22 protein-coding genes, 1 tRNA gene and 1 pseudogene are annotated in these 23,717 nt (G+C 61.2%); 7 read left to right on the forward strand and 17 right to left on the reverse strand.

The features are described from left to right. Window positions 1-216: 216 nt before the first annotated feature. The 8 genes from NKI54_RS34360 to NKI54_RS34395 form a co-directional block, all read right to left on the reverse strand. Window positions 217-1,035: an MBL fold metallo-hydrolase gene (locus tag NKI54_RS34360; protein ID WP_352694265.1), complete on the reverse strand. Its 819-nt coding sequence runs from the start codon at window positions 1,033-1,035 to the stop codon at window positions 217-219. A gap of 3 nt (window positions 1,036-1,038) precedes the next feature. Continuing rightward, window positions 1,039-1,833 carry a TatD family hydrolase gene (locus NKI54_RS34365; RefSeq protein ID WP_352694267.1) on the reverse strand — a complete coding sequence of 265 codons (795 nt, stop codon included), beginning with the start codon at window positions 1,831-1,833 and terminating at the stop codon, window positions 1,039-1,041. Continuing rightward, a complete protein-coding gene (metG, locus tag NKI54_RS34370; RefSeq protein WP_023675060.1) occupies window positions 1,833-3,383 on the reverse strand; it encodes a methionine--tRNA ligase in 1,551 nt (516 codons plus the stop codon). Before metG ends, NKI54_RS34365 begins: the two co-directional genes overlap by 1 nt. A gap of 153 nt (window positions 3,384-3,536) precedes the next feature. Further along, complete coding sequence (locus NKI54_RS34375; RefSeq protein WP_352636704.1) at window positions 3,537-4,592, reverse strand: DNA polymerase III subunit delta'; 1,056 nt, start codon at window positions 4,590-4,592, stop codon at window positions 3,537-3,539. Then, on the reverse strand, window positions 4,589-5,263 hold the full coding sequence (gene tmk / locus NKI54_RS34380) for a dTMP kinase (RefSeq protein ID WP_352448921.1): 675 nt from the start codon (window positions 5,261-5,263) through the stop codon (window positions 4,589-4,591). The genes NKI54_RS34375 and tmk overlap by 4 nt, the downstream gene beginning before the upstream one ends. A 64-nt stretch (window positions 5,264-5,327) precedes the next feature. Next, window positions 5,328-6,458 (reverse strand): D-alanyl-D-alanine carboxypeptidase family protein, encoded by a 1,131-nt coding sequence (locus NKI54_RS34385; protein ID WP_352593887.1) that lies wholly within the window; start codon window positions 6,456-6,458, stop codon window positions 5,328-5,330. A gap of 131 nt (window positions 6,459-6,589) precedes the next feature. After that, on the reverse strand, window positions 6,590-7,813 hold the full coding sequence (locus NKI54_RS34390; RefSeq protein WP_352593882.1) for a septal ring lytic transglycosylase RlpA family protein: 1,224 nt from the start codon (window positions 7,811-7,813) through the stop codon (window positions 6,590-6,592). A gap of 273 nt (window positions 7,814-8,086) precedes the next feature. After that, window positions 8,087-8,971 (reverse strand): GNAT family N-acetyltransferase, encoded by an 885-nt coding sequence (locus tag NKI54_RS34395; RefSeq protein WP_352593883.1) that lies wholly within the window; start codon window positions 8,969-8,971, stop codon window positions 8,087-8,089. A gap of 307 nt (window positions 8,972-9,278) precedes the next feature. Between NKI54_RS34395 and NKI54_RS34400 the strand changes: the two genes are divergently transcribed. The 4 genes from NKI54_RS34400 (at window position 9,279) to rimO (ending at window position 12,355) form a co-directional block, all read left to right on the forward strand. Next, window positions 9,279-9,368: transfer RNA gene (locus NKI54_RS34400), tRNA-Ser, on the forward strand. Between the two features lie 282 nt (window positions 9,369-9,650). Further along, window positions 9,651-10,058: a DUF930 domain-containing protein gene (locus NKI54_RS34405; protein ID WP_352456770.1), complete on the forward strand. Its 408-nt coding sequence runs from the start codon at window positions 9,651-9,653 to the stop codon at window positions 10,056-10,058. Window positions 10,059-10,229: 171 nt separating this feature from the next. Then, window positions 10,230-10,889, forward strand: coding sequence for a TerC family protein (locus tag NKI54_RS34410; RefSeq protein WP_352568620.1), 660 nt, complete (start codon window positions 10,230-10,232; stop codon window positions 10,887-10,889). A gap of 152 nt (window positions 10,890-11,041) precedes the next feature. Beyond that, a complete protein-coding gene (gene rimO, locus NKI54_RS34415; protein WP_352636705.1) occupies window positions 11,042-12,355 on the forward strand; it encodes a 30S ribosomal protein S12 methylthiotransferase RimO in 1,314 nt (437 codons plus the stop codon). Between the two features lie 63 nt (window positions 12,356-12,418). Here the strand turns inward: rimO and NKI54_RS34420 are convergent, their stop codons facing one another. From NKI54_RS34420 to NKI54_RS34455, 8 genes are all read right to left on the reverse strand, one after another. Then, the gene (locus NKI54_RS34420) at window positions 12,419-13,486 is read right to left on the reverse strand and encodes a BMP family ABC transporter substrate-binding protein (protein ID WP_023675052.1); all 1,068 of its coding nucleotides are present in this window, start codon (window positions 13,484-13,486) and stop codon (window positions 12,419-12,421) included. Window positions 13,487-13,533: 47 nt separating this feature from the next. Continuing rightward, entirely contained in the window at window positions 13,534-14,508 is a 975-nt protein-coding gene (locus NKI54_RS34425) for an ABC transporter permease (RefSeq protein WP_352448916.1), read from the reverse strand. Then, window positions 14,508-15,620 carry an ABC transporter permease gene (locus tag NKI54_RS34430; RefSeq protein WP_352636755.1) on the reverse strand — a complete coding sequence of 371 codons (1,113 nt, stop codon included), beginning with the start codon at window positions 15,618-15,620 and terminating at the stop codon, window positions 14,508-14,510. The genes NKI54_RS34425 and NKI54_RS34430 overlap by 1 nt, the downstream gene beginning before the upstream one ends. Continuing rightward, on the reverse strand, window positions 15,617-17,209 hold the full coding sequence (locus NKI54_RS34435) for an ABC transporter ATP-binding protein (RefSeq protein WP_502893792.1): 1,593 nt from the start codon (window positions 17,207-17,209) through the stop codon (window positions 15,617-15,619). The genes NKI54_RS34430 and NKI54_RS34435 overlap by 4 nt, the downstream gene beginning before the upstream one ends. Before the next feature lie 152 nt (window positions 17,210-17,361). Continuing rightward, window positions 17,362-18,339, reverse strand: a complete 978-nt coding sequence (locus NKI54_RS34440) for a quinone oxidoreductase family protein (RefSeq protein ID WP_352636707.1) — start codon at window positions 18,337-18,339, stop codon at window positions 17,362-17,364. An 18-nt stretch (window positions 18,340-18,357) separates the two neighbouring features. Next, the gene (pcsA, locus tag NKI54_RS34445) at window positions 18,358-19,134 is read right to left on the reverse strand and encodes a phosphatidylcholine synthase (protein ID WP_502896505.1); all 777 of its coding nucleotides are present in this window, start codon (window positions 19,132-19,134) and stop codon (window positions 18,358-18,360) included. Between the two features lie 35 nt (window positions 19,135-19,169). Further along, window positions 19,170-19,784, reverse strand: coding sequence for a DUF1326 domain-containing protein (locus NKI54_RS34450; RefSeq protein ID WP_352636708.1), 615 nt, complete (start codon window positions 19,782-19,784; stop codon window positions 19,170-19,172). 13 nt (window positions 19,785-19,797) lie between these two features. Further along, window positions 19,798-20,694, reverse strand: coding sequence for a DUF2182 domain-containing protein (locus NKI54_RS34455; RefSeq protein ID WP_352694269.1), 897 nt, complete (start codon window positions 20,692-20,694; stop codon window positions 19,798-19,800). A gap of 103 nt (window positions 20,695-20,797) precedes the next feature. On the opposite strand from NKI54_RS34455, the gene NKI54_RS34460 reads away from it, so the two are divergent. Further along, window positions 20,798-22,006: a UbiH/UbiF family hydroxylase gene (locus NKI54_RS34460; RefSeq protein ID WP_352636710.1), complete on the forward strand. Its 1,209-nt coding sequence runs from the start codon at window positions 20,798-20,800 to the stop codon at window positions 22,004-22,006. A gap of 221 nt (window positions 22,007-22,227) precedes the next feature. Beyond that, window positions 22,228-22,551 (forward strand): heat shock protein HspQ, encoded by a 324-nt coding sequence (gene hspQ, locus NKI54_RS34465; RefSeq protein WP_023675043.1) that lies wholly within the window; start codon window positions 22,228-22,230, stop codon window positions 22,549-22,551. Between the two features lie 121 nt (window positions 22,552-22,672). Here hspQ and NKI54_RS34470 read toward each other — a convergent pair whose 3' ends face one another. Beyond that, window positions 22,673-23,302, reverse strand: a complete 630-nt coding sequence (locus tag NKI54_RS34470; RefSeq protein WP_352448908.1) for an invasion associated locus B family protein — start codon at window positions 23,300-23,302, stop codon at window positions 22,673-22,675. A gap of 231 nt (window positions 23,303-23,533) precedes the next feature. Here NKI54_RS34470 and NKI54_RS34475 point away from each other — a divergent pair. Next, window positions 23,534-23,717, forward strand: a pseudogene (locus tag NKI54_RS34475) (ABC transporter substrate-binding protein); the annotation flags it as partial.

The raw sequence follows: 23,717 nt of genomic DNA on the forward strand, positions 1-23,717 counted from the left end.
TCCCAATCTGCAATCTCCCGCGCTCTCAAATGCGGGCAGATTGGCAAGGCAGGAGCGACATTCCTACTTTGCCAGATCCGGACATTTTAACTTAGCTGCTACAAGGCGTAGTCGCATAAGATAGATTATGGAACTGGCATGGCCGATTGGATGTGACGTGAAGATAGCACCTCGCGAGATCCAACTCGGGAACCCAGGCCGTAAAAACTTAGTCTTTCACGCTGATTCGTAAGGGATTTCGATCGTCATGCCGTCATAAGCAGGCTCGACGTTGGCCGGCGTCTCGGCCATTACCGTAGCGTAGTCGAGTGGCACATGCATATGCGTCAGCACCGCGTTCTTCGGCGCCAGTCTTTCGATCCAGCCAAGCGCCTGGCCAAGCGACAGATGGCTCGGATGGATGGTGTATTGCAGCGCGTCGATGACCAGCATGTCCAGCCCGCGCAAACGCTTGGCGGTCGCCTCCGGAAAGTCGCTGACGTCAGGGCAATAGGCCAGCCCGCCGATGCGGAAACCCAGCGAGGTGATGTCGCCATGGAGCTGCAGCAGCGGTTCGAGGGTGAGGGCGCCGCCCTCGCCTGCGATCACCACCGGCCTGTGGTGGTCGATGATATGGGCGTTGACGATCGGCGGATACGAACTGCCTTTCGGTGTTTCGAAACAGTAGCGGAACGCCTCGCGTAGGCGCAGCATGGTAGCCTGATCCGCATGGATGTCGATCCGGTGGCGCTGCTCGAGCACGAAGCCGCGCAAATCGTCGATGCCGTGGATATGGTCGGCATGCGGATGTGTATAGACCACCGCATCGATGCGCTTGACCGATGCCAGCAGCATCTGCTCGCGGAAATCCGGGCCGGTGTCGATGACGACCGTGGTCCGGGCGCCACTCGCCGCGATCCGCTCGACGAGCGCTGCGGTGCGCGTGCGCCGGTTCCGGGGGTCCGCGGGATCGCAATTGCCCCAGTCGCCGGTGATGCGTGGCGTGCCCGGCGATGAGCCGCAGCCGAGGACGGTAAGACGTAACCGGTCGCTCATGCGTCAGGCGCCCGGCGCGCTCGGGCGCGGCATTTTCCTAAACAGCCGGAAGAAATTATCCGTGGTGATATTAGCGATCTCGGCCTCGCTGAAGCCGATCGTCTCGGCCAGCACCTTGGCTGTATGCGCGACATAGGCGGGCTCATTACGCTTACCGCGAAACGGGATTGGCGCAAGGTATGGCGCGTCGGTTTCGAGCAGCAGACGGTCGCGCGGCACATCGGCGGCGACGGCGCGCAGCTCGGCGGAGTTCTTGAAGGTCAGGATGCCGGAAAACGAGACGTAGCCGCCGAGCGCCACGCCGATCTCGGCCAGCCGGCGCCCCGACGAAAAACAGTGCAGGATGAAGGGGAAGGCGCCCTTCCCCGTTTCTTCTTCGAGGATATCAGCCATGTCGTCGTCGGCGTCGCGCGAATGGATGACCAGCGGCAGACCGGTCACGCGCGCCGCGGCGATGTGGGTGCGAAAGCCCTGCGCCTGTGCGTCGCGCGGCGCATGATCGTAGAAATAGTCGAGTCCGGCCTCGCCAATCGCCACCACTTTGCGATGAGCAGAGAGCCGCACCAGATCATCGACAGTGACATCAAGCTCTTCGGCCGAATTATGCGGATGGGTGCCGACCGAGCAATAGACCTCATCGAAAGTCTCTGCAATCTCAAGCACTTGGTTAAATCGCTTCACCCTCGTCGAGATCGTCACCATTCGGCCGATGCCGGCCGCTAGGGCGCGGGCGACAATGGCCGTCCGCTCTTCGGCGAAATCCGGAAAGTCGAGGTGGCAGTGACTGTCGACCAGCATCAGGCGTTCGCGTCCTGCTTTTCGTAACGCGGAAAGACCGCCTCCGGCGCGGGCAATGCCGTGCCGGGCACCAGCGCATAGTCGGCGTGGACATGCGCAAAGTCACGGTTGTCTGCCGGCACCGCCAGCAGGTCGAGCAGCTTAGCAGCCGACCCCGGAACAAAGGGCTGGCAGAGCAGCGTCACGCGCCGGACGACTTCGATCGTCGTCCACAGAACTGTCTTCATACGCTCTGGATCGCTTTTGCTTAGCGCCCAGGGTTGCTGAGAGGCGAAATAGCGGTCAGCTTCGGCCACCACTCCGAAGATCGCCGCCAGCGCCAAATGGATGCCCTGATCCGCCATCGCCTTTCGCGCGACGGCGAGTGCCCCCACCGCTTGGTCGAGGATGGCGCTGTCGGCTTCGGTCAGTTCGCCGCGCTTTGGCACCGCGCCGCTGCAGTTCTTGGCGACCATCTTCAGCGAGCGCTGCGCCAGGTTGCCGAGGCCATTGGCAAGGTCGGCATTGGTGCGGTTGACGATCGCATCATGGCTGTAGCTGCCGTCCTGGCCGAACGGCACTTCGCGCAGCAAGAAATAGCGCACCTGGTCGAGGCCGTAGTGCTCGATCATCGCGAACGGGTCGATGACGTTGCCGACCGACTTCGACATTTTCTCGCCGCGGTTGAACAAAAAACCATGCGCGAACACGCGCTTCGGCAATTCGATGCCAGCCGACATCAGGAAAGCCGGCCAGTAGACCGCGTGGAAGCGGACGATGTCCTTGCCGATGACGTGCGCGTTTGCCGGCCAGAACGACCATCTCTCATTGGCCGGATCCGGATAGCCGGCGGCGGTGATGTAGTTGGTCAAGGCGTCGACCCAGACATACATCACATGCTTCTCGTCGCCCGGCACCGGGATGCCCCAGTCGAACGTGGTGCGCGAGATCGATAGGTCCTTCAGGCCGGACCTGACGAAGCTCATCACCTCATTGCGCCTCTCGGCAGGACCGACGAAATCGGGCTGGTTTTCGTAAAGTGCAAGGAGCCTGTCCTGATAAGCCGACAGCCGGAAGAAGTAGCTCTCTTCCTCGACCCATTCGACCGGCGTCCCCTGCGGCCCATAGCGGACATTGTCGGCACGCACCTCGGTCTCTTCTTCGCCGTAATAGGCTTCGTCACGCACCGAGTACCAGCCGGCATAGCCGCCCTTATAGACGTCGCCATTGGCGGCCATCGCCTTCCAGATCGCCTGCGAGGCCTTGTAGTGCCGCTTTTCCGTGGTGCGGATGAAATCGTCGTTGGAGGCATCGAGCGCGACGGCCATGCGCTCGAAATCGGCCGAGTTGCGGTCTGCCAGCTCGCGCGCTGAAATACCTTCTCTCTTCGCCGTCTGCAGCATCTTTATGCCGTGCTCGTCGGTGCCGGTGAGAAAGAGCACGTCCTTACCGTCGAGCCGCTGGAAGCGGGCCAGCGCGTCGGTGGCAATCAACTCGTAGGCATGGCCGATATGCGGTTTGCCGTTCGGATAGGAAATAGCCGTCGTGACGTAGTATTTTTCGCGTGCCATGGATGAGCCGTCATGAATGTCTGAATGAAAGATGTCGCGGTGAGATATCGCATCGAAACGGCAATTGCCATCCGACGCCAATGTGGTGGCTTCGAAGTTCCTGCGATTGATTGGGATCAATACTCAGGGGCTTCAAAGCCACGCCAGCGGCCGTCACATTCGCATTGCAGAATTCAGGCGGTCGATCATGGTCAGGGCGTGCTGCTTTTTGTCGAGATTGTAGGTCTCGGTTTCAGATATAGCGTTCAAAGCCTCGTGCCAAGTATCCGACAGCGTTTTGGCCCGCGCGAGATCGCCGGCGAGCGCGGCCTGGCTGGCGCCGGCCGACAGCAGATCAAGCGCGCGGCGATTGAATATCTCGAACGGGATTGCCTGGTCGCGGCCGGCGACCGCCTCGGCAAGACGGTAGGCGCCTGCGACATCTATCTTCTTGGACATGACCAGGGCGTCGAGGGTGGCGGCGATTTCGAGCCCTCCATACTGCGTCAACAGGATCGCATTGCGCGCGCTGCCCCCTGCCCGCTCCGCCAGCGCCGCGCGCGCCCCAGGATCCTCCGGTGGCGGCGGCTCGATGCCTTCCAGAACCGTCATCAAGTTCTCGGCATCGAGCGGCGCCAACCGCACCATCTGGCAGCGCGACCGGATCGTCGGCAGCAGACTGCCCGGCGCATGGACGATGAGGATGAACAAGGTGCGCGCGGGTGGCTCTTCAAGATTCTTCAGCAAGGCATTGGCAGCATTGGTGTTCATGTCGTCGGCGGGATCGACGATAACCACCCGGTAGCTGCCGTCGTGCGAGGTTAGCGACAGAAAACGGCTGACCTTGCGGATTTCGTCGACCGTGACCACTGTCTTGAAGCTCTTGGTCTTGTCGTTCGCCGGGCGTGTAAGATGCAGCACCGAAGGATGCGCGCCGGTGGCGATCTGTCGAAACAGCGACGAAGCCGGATCTGGAACGGCAAGGCTTTCCGGCGCCCGCTCGAAGGCCGGGTGCTTCAACAGATGATGCGCCAGGTGAAAGGCCAGCGTCGCCTTGCCGATGCCAACCGGTCCGGCAAAGATCAGTGCGTGCGGCAGCTTTCCCGAGCGGTAAGCGGTGGCGAGCATGTTGGCCGCCTGCAGGTGACCGACAAGACGCGGCGTCTCGGATGGCTCGGGCACCCCGTCCAGCGTATCGTGCTGTTCGGGCGCGATGCGTTCGAAAATCATGCTGGCGCCGCCTGCCTTCTTTGTGCCGGCATCATCCTCTCGAGAGCCGCGAACACCGCGGCGGTAACGACATCCTCCACCGCATCTAGGTCGGCTGAGGCATCGACGACAACGCAGCGTTCGGGTTCAGCTGAGGCGATCGCGAGAAACGCCTCGCGCCGGCGTTGGTGGATGGCCAATGTTTCTTTCTCGAAGCGGTCCGGTCCGTCACTGCTGCCCCGCCGGGCGGTAGCGCGCCTCAGGCCCTCGGCGGGGTCGATGTCGAAGATCAGTGTCATGTCCGGCACCATGCCGTTGATGGCGACCTTCTCCAATGCGTCCATGAATGCCGGGTCGAGGCCGCCGGTCACGCCCTGGTAGACGCGCGAGGAATCCATGAAACGATCGCAAAGCACGACCGAACCGCGCTCGACTGCCGGCCGGATGACCTGTTCGACATGGTCGGAACGCGCAGCGGCGAAAAGCAGCGCTTCCATCTTGGGGCCGAACGGCTCGGCTGCGCCTGAAAGCAGGACATGCCTGACCGCCTCCGCGCCCGGCGAGCCACCCGGCTCACGTGTCACCAGCACATCGTATTTCTTGGCGCGCATCTTCTTTGCCAGCCGCTCGATCTGCGTCGACTTGCCTGCTCCTTCGCCGCCTTCAAAAGTGATGAAAAATCCGCGCGCCAAAGCCTTTGTCCATACTTCGGGGACCGTATAGTCCCGGCGGGAAAAAAGGTCCACCGCGACGGTGCTAACGCAGCCAGCCGACGGCCAGTTCCTTGGCGGCGTCGAGCGCGCGCTGCGGCAGCGAACCGACACCGATCGACTCGGCGGCAAACAGCGGCGTCTCCTGGCTCAGCGTATCGCCGATCCAGACGCGCAGCGTACCCACCGGCTGCCCCTCCTCCACCGGCGCTGCCACCGGTCCGTCATAGACGATCCTGGCGGTGAGCTTGTCGCGGTTGGTGATCGGCAGGAAGATCTGCACCGGTCCTTTTGCCTTTAACGCGACACCGGACTTGGCGCCGCCAAAGACCTGGGCTTCGCCAACCACTTCGTCCTTGGCGAATACTTCAGTCTTCTCGAAGGAGCGAACGCCCCAGTCGAGCAGCTTTCGCGCTTCCTCAGCACGCTCACGGTCGTTTGCCAGGCCGCTCATCGCCGCGATCACCCTTGTGCCGTTGTGGCTGACCGAGCCGACAATGCCGAACCCGGATTGCTCGCTGGCACCGACCGCGAGCCCGTCGGCGCCTATGTCCATGGCCAGTAGCGGATTGCGGTTCCTCTGGGAAATCTTGTTCCAGGTAAAATCCTTCTGGCCGTAATAGCGGTAGAGATCCGGGTAGTTGCGCCAGATATGCAGCGCCAGAAGCGCAAGTTCGCGAACGCTCGTTTGCTGCTCATCGGCCGGCAGACCGGTGGAATTGACGAAAGTCGATTTCTGCAAGCCGATCTGGCGGGCACGCCCGGTCATCTGCGCTGCGAAGTTTGCTTCGGACCCGGCCATCCCTTCAGCAATGACGATACAGCCGTCATTGGCCGCCTGCACGGTCACGCCCTGGATCAGGTCTTCCAGCCGGATCGTCGACTTGAGCTTGGCGAACATGGTCGATGTCCCCGAAGGAGCGCCGCCTTTGCGCCAGGCGTTCTCGCTCACCACGAAGGTATCATCGAGCGTCATGCGCCCTGATTTGATGGCGTCGAAAACCACTTCCATCGTCATCAGCTTGGCCAGCGAGGCCGGCGGAATCAACCTGTCGGCGTCCTTGGAAAACAGCACGGTTCCGGTTTCGGCATCGATCATGAAGGCCTGCGCGGCCTTGGTCTCGAAAAGCTGTGCTGAGGCCGGCGCAAGCGAGAGCAGCAGCAGGCCGAGCGCCATAAGCCCGGTGAAAGGGTGAAAAGATTTCATCAGGTTCGACCAGTGAGCCGGCGCTTTTGCAAGTTGGCAGAAGCTATCAGGCTTTTGCCTGGCGGATCAATCGCGCGCGAAAAAACCAGGCAGCCCCGAGCTCAGTTGCGTACAGCAAGCGCATCCGGCGCACCATGCGACCACGCTGCCTGCAGCATCTCGTCCAGGCTGCCACGACCGTCGGCAAAGAGGTTGACCGAGTACCAGTCCTTGCCTTCAAGTTCCGAGCGCTGGATCTCGGTCTTGCCGAAGCTGGAAAGCTGGGCCGCCACACGCTCCGCTTCGGCGGCATTCTCGAACGAACCCGCCGCGACATAGTCCGTGGGCGACCCGGTTGGAGGAGCTTGCCGCTTCCACGATTGAAGAATTTCGGCGGGCGACATGCCGGCGCCATCCAGCTCGGCAAACGCGTTGGAGGCGCGTTGCACGCGCTCGTCCGCGTAAGACAGCGACGCCACGGTGAACGGCGATTGCGCCGGCAGGTTGATCTCCGGGCGCTCCGGCGCGATCGGGCCGAAATCGGGCAGTACAATGTCTCCCAAAGCAGATGCTTGCACTGCCATGACAGGCCCTGCATCGGATCCCTGCCCGGAATTCGTCAGCTGACCGGGGAACGGCACGGCAGCAGCGCTCACCGGCAGGCTTGGCGACGGCCCATTCATCGCGACCATGACACCGCTGGGCAGGCCGTCCGACGGATCCGGCGCCCTGTTGCCTGGACGATACGAAGCCACAAGATACTGCCCGTCATTGCCTTCGAGCGGCGCACGGCCGACATATTCGACCTTCACCTCGGCCGTACCGATGTTGGCATAATCGAGCATTTCAGCAGCGCGCTTCGACACATCGATGATGCGTCCATCATGATAGGGTCCGCGGTCGTTGACGCGCACGATCACCGAGCTGCCGGTCTTCATGTTGGTGACCCGCGCATAGCTCGGCAGCGGCATGGTCGGATGCGCCGCCGTCAGATCTGCCATGTCGTAGACTTCGCCGTTGGCGGTCAACCGGCCGTGGAAGGCCTCACCGTACCAGGATGCGAGGCCAACCTTGGCGTAACGTTTGTCTTCCTTCGGATAATACCACTTGCCGCGCACCTGATAGGGCTTGCCGAGCTGGTCGCGTCCGCGAGACGTCTTGAACATGACGCGCGGGCTGGCTTTCACGCCGTATTCGGCTTCGGAAAAATATTCCTTGGAGCGAGGTTTCTTGTTGACCATCGCCTTTTGCTGCGGCCCGGCACATGCTGCAAGAAAGGCTGCCGACAAGGCAAACAGCGCGAAAGCGGAAGCGCGACGAAGACGCGGGCGCGCCGTGGTCTGCATATTTTGATTATCCCCTATAGCATCGACGAAGGCACCGCAGCATGAACGTCAGCGATGCCAAAGCACCCACTCCAGAAACGCCGGCGACGCCCTACCCCAATCCTTTTTGTGCGCAGGAATTGTTTATCACCGTATTAACCGATTGTGGTCGGAACCGGGCGAGATTGTGGCACGGACCGCCTCGCTGATCGGCATGAAAATCATCGCTTATCGATCAGAAACGCCGTTCGTGGCGCACTTTGCCCCTGGCTTGGCGTGTCTGCGAGCGCAGATTCAGGGACCGAATATCACAAGTTCGGTGAACGTCAGATCTCCAGGTGCGGGTGGTCTGGGACCTTTGAAGTATTTCAGCCCCTTGTTGGGCCGGTACCATCCCACCAAACCTGGAATCGGCTCCTTGGCGTCGACAAAGCAAACCAGGATTCCGCTTCGCAAGAGAAAGCGCCCCATCGCACCGGCGCAGCGGCTCAAATCCGCAAGCGAGCGGCAATAGATGACCTGATGGCACTGGATAACACCGTGCAACATTCGGCGCGGCATCAATACCAGGGGGAACGCTGCTCCGTCGCAAATGCAGATCAACGACAGGCAGCCCAGCGCGGCGTGTTCCGAGAGTATGTACCTCTCACTCTCGGGCAGCATCGCCAATTCCGGGAGATCGGGACGCACTTCGACTACGCGACATGACCGCTGCGTCAAACTTAAAGCCGGCAAGAAGGTAAATTGTCCGCTGGAGAAGAGCCGAAAGCCTAGCGCCCGGTTGGCTTTCAATGTCGCTTGTGCCGGCGAAATGTTCGTGTAGGTCACGTCCTTCCGCTTGAGAACCGCCACAACCAACATGGCGCCATAAGGACGGAATTCTGCATCGACTGACCAGCTTGAAAGATTGCAGCGGATTTCGTCGCCCTCTGGCCCCTGGTAGCGAGCATAAAGGGTGAGCACAACGCCGACGATCCGACCGGCATGCTCCAAAACAAAGCCATATCGTGGGAACTCGGCAACCGCAGGACGCTGCGACAAACGGGTCAGAGCGTGTATCCAGTAACTCCGGTTACGCGCCGGAAAGCCCCTGCACAGGCAATCAACCACTCCCTCCCAGTCGGTTTCGCGGATTGGTCTACAGCGAAGACCGGGCGGGAGAGCGCCAAGTACGGCCAAAATCAACTCCAGAATACGATTTACTTACATGTGCCTAATGCGCTCCACATATCAGCGCTCAACGATTAATAGTCCGTGCGGGTTTTAAAAACGATTTTCCACACTCAGCACAAACACAGCTCGCCATGACGCTGCTCACCGTCCTGGATCGCGCCGAAAGGTGCGGCCGCCACGGTTGACTTGGCGTTGAATGCGGCTTTACAGGAATGGAGCGCGAACCGGTCGGGGAACGTCCTGGTGCCAATCCGGTACCGACAGCTCGAACCCGCTCCTCTCGCGATATCCTAAGTGATTGAAAAATCACCTTGGAGGGATGGCCGAGCGGTTTAAGGCACCGGTCTTGAAAACCGGCGTGGGTGCAAGCCCACCGTGGGTTCGAATCCCACTCCCTCCGCCATATCCGGCCAATTTCTTCAATCCTGCAGGCATGACGTCGAGTTTTCCGCTCGTCGGATTCTCGACTGCCTGGGTCTAACAGGCCGGTCCGCTTCGGGGAGAACCGCCGCTCTGCCCCATGCAGCGCACCACCTCTCGCGTCGCTGAAATGCGACAGGTGCTGATCGTGGCAACGATACCAAAGTACCGGTGATACTATTGCGTAATCAACAACCTGCCACAAAGCGAAGACTGTCACCCGCCGCGCAGCCGCGCTTCGTCGGGTTGATTTCTCCGTCCGAATATGGTGCTTCTCCCGCCTATGAATAAACTATTTTCTGCGGTCCTCGCATGGACGATAGTGGCTTGGCCGGCCAGCGCAATGGACAGCGCATTGCGCGCCGGCCTGCTGAAACTCGATCCGCAAACCCGGCTGGAGCAGCGATGCGACGCCGAAATTCTCGACCGGATTACCCGCGACGACCACAAATACAAAGCCGATCGTGTCGTCGCCTACGCTTTTGCGACGCCCGAAATGGGCGCCGATGCGATCAAGAGCCCGGGTGCTGCGTTTCGCAGCAAGGGACAATGGTACCGGCTGAAATTCAAATGCGAGACAGCGCCGGACCATATGGAAGTCCTGCAGCTGCGCTACCGGATCGGTGATGAAATTCCGGAAAGCGACTGGCCCAAATACAACCTCTATAACTAGGCATTCGCGACCTGTGGCCGCATTTTGCCGGTGTTTCGGGCCGATCGTCGCAAACTCTGTATATTGCCGACCTTGTTCCAACCAGTCCCTTGACGCGCGGGAACCATACACGTTAGGCCCTCCAGGCATTCGACGCGAACAGTTGGCCAACCAGCAAGGAACTTCCAGTCGATGGAAATTTTCACTGCCGCGGGCTTCTCTGCCCTGCTCCAGGTCATCGCCATCGACCTCGTGCTTGCAGGCGATAACGCCATCGTCATCGGCTTGGCCGCGGCGGGCTTGCCGGTCGAGCAGCGCAAGAGAGCGATCCTCATCGGCGTGGTGGCGGCGACGGTGCTGCGTATCGGTTTTGCTGCGATCACCGTCACCCTGTTACAGATTGTCGGCCTGCTGCTGGCCGGCGGCATCTTGCTGCTGTGGGTGTGCTGGAAGATGTATCGCGAGCTGCGCACGTCGTATGCCGACGAGGTGGAGGCGACCGAAGCGCTGTCCAATTCCGATATCAACAGGGATGATATGGTGGCCGGCAAGGCGCGCAAGAAGACCTTGGGTCAGGCGGCATTGCAGATCGTCATCGCCGACGTGTCGATGTCGCTCGACAACGTACTGGCGGTCGCCGGCGCGGCGCGCGATCACTTCCAGGTGCTGGTGATAGGCCTCGTCCTGTCGATCGCGCTGATGGGCCTTGCCGCGAGCTTCATCGCCAAGCTGCTGCACCGCCATCGCTGGATCGCCTATATCGGCCTTTTGATCATCTTCTATGTCGCACTCGATATGATCTACCGGGGCGCGGTGGAAGTCTTGCCGCATGTCAGCAGTGCGGTGAGCTGACACGCCGACTCGAATTCTCATCGGTCGGCCTTTCAGCTTCGGCGAGCCTTCGGCGACGCTGGCGGTTGCGTTTCGCCGCAGCCGCTGCCCATACCAATGCCGCGACAAGTGTGATACTGCGCCGCCACTCCTGAAAATCCGGAAAAGCTTAGATGTCCGCCCCTCGCGTCAGTTTCGTCAGCCTTGGATGCCCGAAAGCCCTTGTGGATTCGGAGCGCATTATCACCCGCCTGCGCGCCGAAGGCTACGAGATCGCCCGCAAGCACGACGGCGCCGACCTGGTCGTCGTCAACACCTGTGGCTTCCTCGATTCGGCTCGCGATGAATCGCTCAACGCCATCGGCTCCGCACTTTCGGAGAATGGCAAAGTTATCGTCACCGGCTGCCTCGGCGCCGAGCCGGACGTCATCCGTGAAAGACATCCGAACGTCCTCGCCATCACCGGACCACAAGCTTATGAAAGCGTGATGGCGGCGGTGCATGAGGCTGCCCCCCCGAGCCATGATCCCCACATCGACCTTTTGCCGCCGCAAGGGGTCAAGCTCACGCCGCGCCACTATGCGTATCTCAAGATTTCGGAAGGCTGCAACAACCGCTGCACCTTCTGCATCATCCCGGCGCTGCGTGGCGACCTCGTATCGCGGCCGGCGGCCGACGTGTTGCGCGAAGCCGAGAAGCTGGCCAAGGCCGGGGTCAAGGAGATCCTCGTCATCTCGCAGGATACCAGCGCCTACGGCATCGATATCAAATACCAGACCAGCATGTTCGGCGATCGCGAAGTGCGGGCGAAATTCCTCGATCTATCGGAAGAACTGGGCAAGCTCGGTGTCTGGGTGCGCATGCACTATGTCTATCCCTACCCGCATGTCGCAGACGTCATCCCACTGATGGCCGAAGGCAAGATCGTTCCCTATCTCGACATTCCGTTCCAGCACGCCTCGCCGCAGGTGCTGAAGAACATGCGCCGGCCCGCTCATGGCGAAAAGACGCTCGAGCGTATTCGCGGCTGGCGCGACATCTGCCCGGACCTTGCCATCCGCTCCACCTTCATCGTCGGCTTCCCCGGCGAGACGGATGACGATTTCGAGATGCTGCTCGACTGGCTGGACGAGGCCAAGATCGACCGCGCCGGCTGTTTCAAATACGAGCCGGTCAGAGGCGCCCGCTCCAACGAGCTCGGCCTCGAGCAAGTGCCGCAGGAGATCAAGGAAGCCCGCTGGCACCGCTTCATGCAGCGCCAGCAGAAGATTTCGGCAACGCAGCTAACCAAGAAAATTGGCAAGCGCCTGCCGGTCCTGATCGACGAGGCGCATGGCAATTCGGCCAAGGGCCGGACCAAATACGACGCGCCCGAAATCGACGGTTCGGTCCATATCCAGTCGCGGCGGCCACTGCGCGCCGGCGACATCGTCACGATTAAGATCGAGCGCGCCGACGCTTACGACCTTTACGGCTCAGCAGTCTGATATTCCGTCCAAAATGAAAAGGGCGCCGCGTGGCGCCCTTTCGTTCGATATGTTTCCGACCACCTACTGCGGCAGCTTGTCGTCGACGCCCTTCACGTAGAAATTCATGCCGAGCAACGTGGCGTCGTCGGCGACCTCGCCCTCCTTCAGCCAAGGTGTGCCGTCCTGCTTGGCGATCGGCCCGGTGAAGGGGTTCCAGCCGTCGGCGATCTTCTTGGTGGTGGCTTCGGCCATCGCCTTGACGTCGTCGGGCATGTTGGTGAACGGCGCCAGCTTGACGGCGCCGTCCTTAATGCCGAGCCAGACATTGTCGGGCTTCCAGGTGCCGTCGAGCGCCGCCTGGACGCGGCTGATGTAGTAGGGACCCCACTCGTCGGTCAGCGAGGTCAGCTGCGCGTGCGGCGCGAACTTGATCATGTCGGAGGACTGCCCGAAGCCGTGCAGCTTGCGCTCCTCCGCCACCTGCAAGGCAGCGGTCGAGTCGGTGTGCTGGACGATGATATCGGCGCCCTGGTCGAACAATGCCTTGGCAGCATCGGCCTCCTTGCCCGGATCGAACCAGGAGTTCACCCACACGATCTTCGCCTTGAAGTTCGGATTGATCGACTGTGCGCCGAGCATAAAGGAATTTATGCCCATCACCACTTCCGGGATCGGGAAGGAAACGATGTAGCCGGCGACGCCCGACTTCGATTGCTTGGCGGCGATCTGGCCAAGCACGTAGCGGCCTTCGTAGAAACGCGCATTGTAGATGCCGAGATTTTCGGCCGTCTTGTAGCCGGTGGCGTGCTCGAACATCACCTTGGGGAATTTCTTGGCGATCTTCACTTCCGGGTCCATGAAGCCGAAGGACGTGCCGAAAATGATCTTGCATCCCTCGCGCGCCAGGCGCTCGAAGGCGCGGTCGGCATCGGGGCCTTCGGAGACGTTTTCGAGATAGGCGGTCTCGACCTTGTCGCCGAGTGCCTTTTCCACCTCGAGGCGGCCTTGGTCGTGCTGGTAGGAGTAGCCGAAATCGCCGATCGGGCCGGTGTAGACCCAGCACGCCTTCAGCTTGTCCGCCGCCTCGGCTGAGGCCGCCAGCGACAATGCGGCCGTCGTCGCCATCAGGGCAATAAGCAGTTTTTTCATTGTGTTACCTCTCTGAGTTAAGCCTTGGAGCTTCCGTCTTTTTGCTGTCAACGATCCGGAACGAATGGCTGGCCCAAGGAGGCCGGCGTGTTCATCATCGTCAAACGCTTGTTGCGCGAGATTAGAACGAGAACCACGACGGTTGCCAGATAGGGCAGCGAAGAAAGCAGTTGCGAGGGAAACGATTTTAAGAACGCAATTAACTTGTAGAGCAACCAGGGCGCGTCGACGAAGTCCTGCAGATTTATGGCTTGGACGTGAAGCTGGCCAACCCAGATCGCGCCGAAAATATAGGCGCCGGCCAGCACCCGCCATGGCCGCCAGGAGGCGAAGACGACCAGAGCCAGCGCGATCCAGCCGCGGCCGGCGGTCATGTTCTCCACCCATTGCGGTGTGTAGACCAGCGATAGGTGACCGCCGGCGAGGCCGGCACAAGCGCCGCCGAAAATCACTGAGAGATAGCGGTAGCGGATGACGTGGATGCCAAGCGCATGGGCGGATGCATGGCTGTCGCCGATCGAGCGCAGCGTGAGCCCGGTGCGGGTCTTGAACAGGAACCACATGACGGCGGCGGTCAGCGCGATCGAGATGTAGAAGATTGGATCCTGGCCGAACAGCAGCCTGCCGACGACGGGGATTGCGGTCAGGCCGGGAATATCGAGGTTTGGCAGCCTTTCGCCGGGCTGGCCGACAAAATTCGTTCCCATCATGCCGGAAAGGCCGAGGCCGAGCAGTGTCAGCGACAGGCCGGTGGCCACCTGATTGGTGGCCAGCGACAGCGTCATGACGGCAAACAGAAGCGAGAACACTGCCCCCATGGTGATTGCCGCCAACAGCCCTATCCAAGGCGAGCCGGTGAGATAGCCGGCGCCGAAACCGCCGACGGCACCCATGATCATCATTCCTTCGACGCCGAGATTGAGCACACCCGAACGTTCGACCACCAGTTCGCCGATCGCCGCGATCAGCAGCGGCGTCGCCGCCGTCGCGATGGTCAAGAGGATGTTGACGGTGATGTCCATCAGCGGGCTTCCTCCAACTTCGGCGCTGCCTCGAGCTTCGGCGCGGAAAAGCCGGTCAGGCGAATGCGGTAATGGATGAGCGTGTCGCAGCCGAGCACGAAGAACAAAAGCATGCCCTGGAACACGCGCGCCACCTTGTCGGAGATGCCGAGCGCGCTTTGCACTGCCTCGCCGCCCAGATAGGTCAGCGCCAGCACAAGGCCTGCGGCGACGATGCCGAGCGGATTGAGCCGGCCGAGAAATGCCACGATGATAGCGGTAAATCCGTAGCCGGGCGAGATCACCGGCTGCAATTGTCCGATGGCTCCCGAGACCTCCGAAATCCCTGCAAGTCCGGCCAGTGCGCCCGACAGCAGGAAGGCAAAGAAGACCATGCGGTTAAGGCCAAACCCGGCGAAGCGCCCTGCCCTCGGGCTTGAGCCGAGCACGCGGACCTCGAAGCCTTTCAGCATACGGCTCATCAGGATCCAGATCAGTATCGCCGCGATCAGCGCGAAGACAAATCCCCAGTTTGCCCGGCCGGATTCCGGGAGGAGTTCCGGCAGTATGGCCGAGTCGTTGAACTGGATGGTCTGCGGGAAACCGTGGCCCTGCGGATCGCGCCACGGCCCGCGTACGAGCCAATCGAGGAAGAGCTGGGCGACATAGACCAGCATCAGGCTGGTCAGGATCTCGTTGGTGTTGAAGCGCGTCTTCAGCAGTGCCGGGATTGCAGCATAGGCGGCCCCACCGACCATGCCGAGCAGAAGCATCAGCGGCAGCACCAATGGGCCTTCGAACTGCGGAAACAGCACGGGGATGATCGAGCCGACAATGCCGCCCAGGATGAACTGGCCTTCGGCGCCGATGTTCCAGATGTTGGCCTTGTAGCAGACCGACAGTCCGACCGCGATCAGGATCAGGGGGGCGGCCTTGATCGCCAGCTCATGCAGCTGCCAGACCTGGCTGATCGGTTCGATGAAGTAGATGCGGAACGCAGTCAACGGATTGACGCCGAGCAGCGCGAACATGATGGCACCGGCAATGATCGTCAAAACGAAAGCGATGAAAGGCGAGAGTGCCGAAAACAGCATCGAGCGCTGCGGGCGTTTTACAAGTTCGAGGCGCATCAGGCCGTCTCCAGCGTATGTTCGGCATGACCGGGTTCGGCGCCGCCCATCAGCAGCCCGATCTTCTCGAATGTCGCTTCAGCTATCGGCAGCGGCTTCGACAGTTCGCCATTGTGCATGACCGTGATCGCATCGGAAATCTCGAACAGCTCGTCGAGGTCCTGGCTGATCACCAGCACCGCCGAGCCGCTGCGTGCCAGTTCGATCAGCGCCTGGCGGATGTGGGCCGCCGCACCCGCGTCGACGCCCCAGGTCGGCTGATTGACCACCAAGACGCTCGGCCGGCGGTCGAGTTCGCGGCCGACGATGAATTTCTGCAGATTGCCGCCCGAAAGAGCCGCAGCTTCCGGATCCGGCGCGCTCTTGCGCACGTCCATCGCCTTTATGATGCGCTGGGCAGCGGTATGGATCGCATCGCCCTTGACCATTCCACCGGCGCCGACAAACATCTTGCCATCGGTGGCGTGGCGCGACAGAAGCAGGTTCTCCGAAAGCTTCATGCGCGGTGCTGCGCCATGGCCGAGCCGCTCTTCCGGGACGAAGGCAGCGCCCATCAGACGCCTGCCGGTGATGGTGAGGCCGCCGGCATCCTTGCCGCGGATGCGGACCGAGCCGGCATCCTGCTGCAGCACCTCGCCGGAAACGGATTCGAAGAATTCGCCCTGGCCGTTGCCGGCGACACCGGCAATGCCGATCACCTCGCCGGCGCGGACTTCAAGATTGATGTTCCTGAGCGGGATCGAGAACGGGGTCGCCGGCTTGCGGGTGAGTTCGCGGATTTGAAGCAGCACCGGCGCGGTTTCGATACCCTCGGCCGGCGCCCGCACCACGGCCAGCACCTCGTTGCCGACCATCATCCGCGCCAACGAAGACGCGGTTTCCTGGCGCGGATTGCAATGGCCGACCACCTTGCCGTGACGCAGCACGGTGGCGCGGTCGCAGATGCGTTTGACCTCTTCCAGCCGGTGCGAAATGTAGAGGATGGACTTTCCTTCCGAACGCAGCCGTTCGAGCGTCTCGAACAACTTATCGGCCTCCTGCGGCGTCAGCACCGAAGTTGGTTCGTCGAGGATGATGAGTTGCGGCGTCTGCAGCAGGCAGCGGATGATTTCGATACGCTGACGCTCGCCGACCGACAGATCACCGACCAGCGATAGCGGATCGAGAGGCAGGCCGTAACTGTAGGAGAGCGCCCTCGCCTTGGCCGCGATCGTGCTGATCGGCGAGCCGTCATCCAGCGACAGCGCGATGTTCTCAGCCGCCGTCAGCGCTTCGAACAGGGAAAAATGCTGGAAAACCATGCCGATGCCGAGCTTTTTTGCGGTGCCGGGGCTGGTGATCCTGACCGCCTGGCCATTCCAGAAAATCTCGCCGGAATTCGGTTCCAGCGATCCAAACAGCATTTTCACCAGGGTCGACTTGCCGGCGCCGTTCTCGCCAAGCAACGCATGGATCTCGCCCTTGGCGATGTTGAGATCGACGTGGTCGCACGCCGTCAACGTGCCGAATATCTTTGTGAGGCCGCGAACCTCAAGCAGGTTTGCGCCGTCCTGATCTGCACTCACGGTGCCTCCATCTGGTTTGCCAGACATGTTCTGTGTTCCCGCAAGCATCGTATGCGCGGGCTGCTCTCTACGGTAAGCGCCTCACGACTTGAAAGAGCTTCAAGAATTTCAGCGGAAACTCAAGCGGTAAAGAGCAGTTCGCAAGAACGGCGGCGTCGGCGGCCCGAAACTGCGGGCGCCTAAGGCATAAGTATTGTTGTCCCGGTGGTCCGGCGCCCTTCGAGATCGGAATGCGCTTTGCCGGCCTCGCTGAGCGCGTAACGCTGGTTGATCTTGATCTTGACGGCGCCGCTGAGCACCACACCGAACAAGGCGGCGGCGGAAGCCTCGAGGTCTTCGCGCCTGGCATTATAGACGAACAGCGTCGGCCGCGTTGCGAACAGCGAGCCTTTCTGCGCCAGCAACGAGATGCTGAAGGGCGGGATCGGCCCAGACGATTGACCGAAGCTGACGAAAGTGCCGAGCGGCCGCAGGCAATCGAGCGAGGCTGGAAATGTGTCGTTGCCGACTGAATCGTAGACAACGTCGCATTTCTTGCCACCGGTGACAGCGGCAACGCCGGCCACGAAATCCTGTTCGCGATAGTTGATCACGTGGTCGAAGCCATGCGCCTTGGCGAGCTCGATCTTGTCGGTGGAACTCGCCGTGCCGATCACTGTCGCGCCGAGATGCTTGGCCCATTGGCCGAGGATCAGCCCGACACCGCCGGCCGCCGCATGAAACAGGATCGTGTCGCCGGCTTTCACCTTGAATGTACGGCGCAACAGATATTCGGCGGTCATGCCCTTTAGCATCATGGCTGCGGCCTGTTCGTCGCTGATTCCGTCCGGCACCTTCACCACGCGGTCGGCGGCGATCACGCGCTGCCCAGCATAGGCGCCGGTCGTCACGGCGTAGGCGATGCGATCGCCGGGTTTGAGCCAGTCGACATCCGAGCCGACATCCAAGACCACGCCGGCCGCCTCGCCGCCAGGGACCAGCGGAAATCCGCCCTGCGGCGGATAAAGGCCAGAGCGATAATAGACGTCGATGAAATTGAGACCGATCGCGGTATGCTTGACCAGGATCTGTCCCGAGCCCGGCTGCCCGGGATCGGCATCCTCATAGGTCAGGACCTCCGGGCCGCCATGGGCATGGATGCGGATCGCTTTGGACATTTTCTGGCTCTCTTGGGATCAGGCTTTCTTATCCGGCTTGGCGCCGAGATTTGGGAAGAACTGCATGATAGCGCCGATGCAGGCGAGGTAAAGCCCGGTGAACGTAATCCCGAACTTGATGAAATCGCTGACCTGCTCGCCCAGCACGCCGATCTGGTCGTAGAAGGAGGCAAGTGCGGCCTGCGCCAGCGCCAGCGCGCCGAAAGCGCACCAAAGCAGCGTCATGCCGAGATTGATTGGCCGCAGCCGCTTCACCCGCACCGGATGGATGAAATTGATCGGCACGAAGGTGAGAATGCCGGCCACCACGACCACGGCGAAAGAAACCCATTGTCCGGGCTCGATGACGAACAGCGTGAACACCACCATGTTCCAGACGACCGGAAAGCCCTTGAAGAAATTCTCCTTCGTCTTCATGCCGGTATCGGCATAGTAGATTGCGCTCGACACCACGATGATCGCCGCCGACAGGAACGACAGGCGCTCGCCCATGAAACCGCGCTGATAGAGCGCGAAGGCCGGAATCAACACGTAGGTCACGTAATCGATGATGTTGTCGAGCAGTTCGCCCGACCAAGTCGGCAGGATTTCCTTGACATCGAGCTTCCTGGCGATCGGCCCGTCGATGCCGTCGACGAAAAGCGCCAGCCCCAGCCACCAGAACATCGCCGTCCAGCGCTGCTCGCTTGCTGCCACTAGCGACAGAAACGCCAGGAATGAGCCCGACGCGGTCAAGAGATGGACCGAGAACGCCCGCGCCTGAGGCCATGTGACTTTCTTCTTCGGCCGCGGAATCCGGTCGGCGATTTTCCTGGCCGTCGTCTTCTTGCTCACGGGCCCCGCCAGTCCAGCTTGCAGATTTCGGCCGAACGGCCAGCAAAGTTCCAGTTGCGGCCAAAGGCCCGCATTTTGCTCTTGTCGGATTTGGCGACGATGATTTCCGGCGCAATCCAGTATTCCGAATTGCTGATGACCGTATCCTTGTCGCGATCCTTGCCGGTGATTGGTGTCACCGCACCATCGATGATCTTCGGTATCTGAAAGATGCGTGTTTTCTCACGCGTGTCGTAGGTGATCGGCACCTGCTCGGCGCCGAGGAACTGTCCGACCAGGATGGAGAGCAGCGATGTGGTTCCACCGGCCTTGCCGGTGAATATCTTCGTCAGTCCCTTCACTGCGTAAACCGAGGCGCGCTTGTCGATGAACAGGCCCGCCGTCCAGTTGCCGCGGCTCATATAACCGGGGATTTCCATGACCAGCCCAAGATTGAGACCGGACAGGTCGACCTCGCCGAAATGGCCGGCATCGATCCGGAACCCCGCCCAGGTTTGGCAATAGCCTTCCGTAGGCGGATGATTGCCGAGCGACAGAACGCAAGGGCAAAAAACCGTGCAATTGCAGGAAAGGATGAGCTCTCCTTTCATTGCCCAGTTTTGATCTGTCATCGAATTCTCCCCCTCATGCCGAGACTACTAGTAGCGCGGCTGCCCAGACAAGCAGTATCGCACCGCCCAGCCGCGTCGGCAGATTGCCTGCCGTCTGTTTTTCGACCAGGCTGAACAAGCCGATCAGCGCCATCCAGAACACGTTCATCACACCGACGGCAAACATTACCAGCATCAGCGCCCAGCAGCATCCAAGGCACCACAGGCCCTGCTCCATACCGAGCCGGAAAATGCGAATGGGCTTGGCGCTCCAGTTGGCGAACAGGACCGAGAACGGATTTCTGCACTTCTCCAGACAGGCTTCCTTCAGCCAGCTGAACTGATAGAGACCAGCGATCGACAGCGCGGCTGCTCCGGCAATTCCAAGCAGCGGATCGAGCATCTGCCCGGATGACACGAATGCATGGACTGCGAGCGTCAGGGCAGCGAATATTGCCGAGGCGGCAAGCCAGACGCTCAAATATCCAGCGACAAGGATCAGCGGATGGGCAACGGGTTCCCCCTTGATCCTGGCGGTATCTGCGATCTCGCAATAGGTGCGGATCATCGGCGCCGCGGAGGGCAGCATGGTCGCGATGGCCATCAACAGCCACATCGCGGTGAGTGCCCCGCCTTGCGCGCCTACGCTTGCGCGAAGCGGCGCCGGCGCAAGGCAAAGGGCGAAGAAACGCGCAAGGAAATCCGGCAACGGCAGTTGCGGCAGGTATTCCAGCACGGCGTCGCCGGGTACATCAGCGCCCGGGAGCCGGCTCACCGCCCCCCGAACTGCCATTGCGCCGAGAAGGAGCCAGGCAAGGGCGATGCCCATGCCGGCAACGACGCTCACGGTCAGTTGAGGGCTGCGCGCAACGCTCGCCATCGCGCGGCCGGTGCCGTCGAGATGGCTGAAATCGTCTTGTTGGCCGGTCATGGCAACCGAATGGGCCGAATCGCCGCGTTGATCAAGCCGCATCACCTGACCTATATGGACCAGCAGGTCGGACGGGCCTCACCTCGCAATCCGGAAGCCGAATTTGAACCATCGGGAAACAGCACGGATACTGGTCGCCGGCAGCGGCCCTGCGGGGCTGATCGCGGCGCTTAGCTTTGCCGAGGCGGGCTTTCCCGTGACGCTCGTCGGACCCGAGGCAGCCGGCCTCGACGGCCGGACGACAGCCTTGATGAACCCTGCCCTGAAGATGTTCGAACGGCTAGGGATCTTCGACGGAATCAGGCCGCATGCAGCGCCACTCAAGGTGATGCGCATCGTTGACGCAACCAACCGGCTGATCCGCAGCCCGACAGTGACTTTTCGTGCCAGCGAGATCAACGAAGAGCAATTCGGGCTGAACTTGCCCAACAGCGTTCTCAACCGCACGCTAGCCGAGGCTGTCGCGCATTCGGGCATCGAATGGCGAAAGTCGATGGTGGAGGCATGGCGCCTCGATGCCGACCATGCCCATGCCGTTCTCGCCGACGGCAGCGAGGTTGAGGCATCGTTGGCAGTTGCCGCCGATGGCCGTCAGTCGCCGGCCCGCGAGGCAGCCGGCATCCGGACCTCGATCCGATCCTATCCGCAGGCGGCGTTGGTGCTCAATTTCGGTCACCGCAGCGACCATGCCTTCACCTCGACCGAATTCCACACCGAGACCGGTCCGTTCACACAGGTTCCCCTGCCCGGCAACCGGTCCAGCCTTGTCTGGGTGCTCGAACCCGATATCGCCAAGGACCTTGCAGCACTCGACGACGCCGAGCTTTCGACGCGGGTCGAACAGCGAATGCAATCGATGTTGGGCCGCGTGTCGGTTGAGCCCGGCCGGCAGATCTACCCACTTTCAGCGGTGAGCCCGTGGCGGTTTGCGCATCGCCGCGTGGCACTTGTCGGTGAAGCCGCCCACGTGTTTCCCCCAATCGGCGCGCAAGGCCTCAATCTCGGCATCCGGGACATCGACGACCTGATTGGTGCCGCAAGCAGAAACCGCTCGGACCCGGGCGCCGCCAAGGCGCTTGCAGCCTATGATTTCAAGCGGCGGCCGGACATTCTGGCGCGCAGCAGCGCGGTCAACCTGCTCAACATGTCGTTGCTTTCCGATATGCTGCCGGCTCAGATGGTGCGCAGCGCTGGCCTGGGCGCGCTTGAGGGGTTTGCGCCGTTACGGGCGTTTTTCATGCGCGAGGGTCTTCGACCCGGCAGCGGTTTTGCGGCGTTTTTTGGCGGATTGCGAAAACCGGCTGAGCGATAGCGATCTTGGCCACCGCCCTTGATCCGCATCTCGCGATGCTCAACCCGGCATCAAGGGGATCGGGATTGAATTGCCGCGGCGTCTGCGCCAAATAATGACGATGTCGACCTTAAGGTCTGGGCCAGTCTTTGCCGGACCGGTGCGTAAGAATCTAAAGTCCTGGAGCGTTCCTTGCGTGTTCCAGGATGCGTGGCGTTCAAGAAGTTCAAGTGGTGAGTGCGATGAAGACAGCCAAATTCTCGATCGGACAGGTGGTTCGGCACCGGCTGTTTCCGTTCCGCGGCGTCATTTTCGACGTCGATCCGCAATTCGCCAATACTGACGAATGGTACGAGGCGATCCCCGCTGACGTGCGGCCGCGCAAGGACCAGCCTTTCTATCATCTGCTCGCCGAGAATTCCGAAACGGAATACATCGCCTATGTGTCCGAGCAGAATTTACTCGAGGACCGGTCGGGCGAACCGGTCCGGCACCCGCAGATTGGTGAAATGTTCGACAAGAAGCCGGACGGGCGCTACGAGCCGAAGCACCAATTGAGACATTGACTTAGTCGGGATCTGGCTGGGCTCGGACAGGCTTGAGACAAGTCTGGACCCGACAATCAGCCGATTCAATAAAAAAGCGGGGCATGAACCCCGCTTTTTGTTTTGTTCGAAAACCCGTCGATTAGTTGGCGGCCTTCGCCTTTTCCTGCTCTTCCTTGAGCTTCTTGGCAAAGTCCTGATTGTTCTTGGCGACGAACTCCTGGAGCTTCTTCTGCCGGTCCTCGATATCCGACTGCTGCAGCGGCGGGCCGTCGAAGGCGCCGCTGAAGCCGGTCAGCGCAATCTTGATCGGGTTCGGCTGGTTCTGGAAATTGACCGAGGTGAGCGTCAGCGCCGATCCCTTCTTGAAGGATGCGACAAGCTGATCGCTCAGCGGCACTTCCGCCACGCAGCGATCCGGAAAACAGATCACATAGTCGAGCTTCTGCGCCTTGCCGCCGTCGATCTGGAGACCGATGCCGGGAGGAACGAGACGGCCGGTCGGAACCGTCACCTGGAACACCTTGCGGTTCACCTTGCCCTTCAATTCGATCAGGCTGACGCCAGTGATGAGCTGGCCGTTGCCGGCGGTGGTGATGTTCTGGACATTGCAGATGTCGACGTCTTCCTGCTTGGTGCAGGCCTTGAACCAGCCTTGCGGAATCTGCTGTTGCTGCTGCGCGGAAGCAGCGGGAATCCCGGCGCCCAGAATGCCGACCACGCCAGCGGCCATGACCGACAGGCGGTACGCGTTGCTGTTCAGGCTCGTCATGTCGTGCATTCCTCTCAAATGATCCCGGAACCGGCTTTTTTCATGCCGTGTGGTCCAGCTACCTGTTGCCGAAATGAGGCAACAGAATGACTTCGGACGGCGTGTTACACTGCAAGCGGTGCCGAATCCAGCCCGGGTCTCGCGAATCTTGGCCAAGGGATAGGCTCAAGGGGTTGGCCGGTGCACGACCGGCTCATGTATGCTGCGCATCGAATCGGGAAGGAGACGGTCATGGGCCGCGTTGTCGTTTGGCTGATCGCCGCAATCTTGTTTGTCGGCCTTTCCCTGCAGCCGGCCCTGTCGGAACCGGTGCACGCGCTTGCCATGCAGGGCGAGCCGGCGCTGCCGGCCGACTATGATCATTTCAACTACGTCAACCCCGACGCGCCGAAAGGCGGCAGCATTACCTATTGTG

This window comes from Mesorhizobium sp. M0663 (assembly GCF_040320585.1).
In the GTDB taxonomy this organism is placed as follows: domain Bacteria; phylum Pseudomonadota; class Alphaproteobacteria; order Rhizobiales; family Rhizobiaceae; genus Mesorhizobium.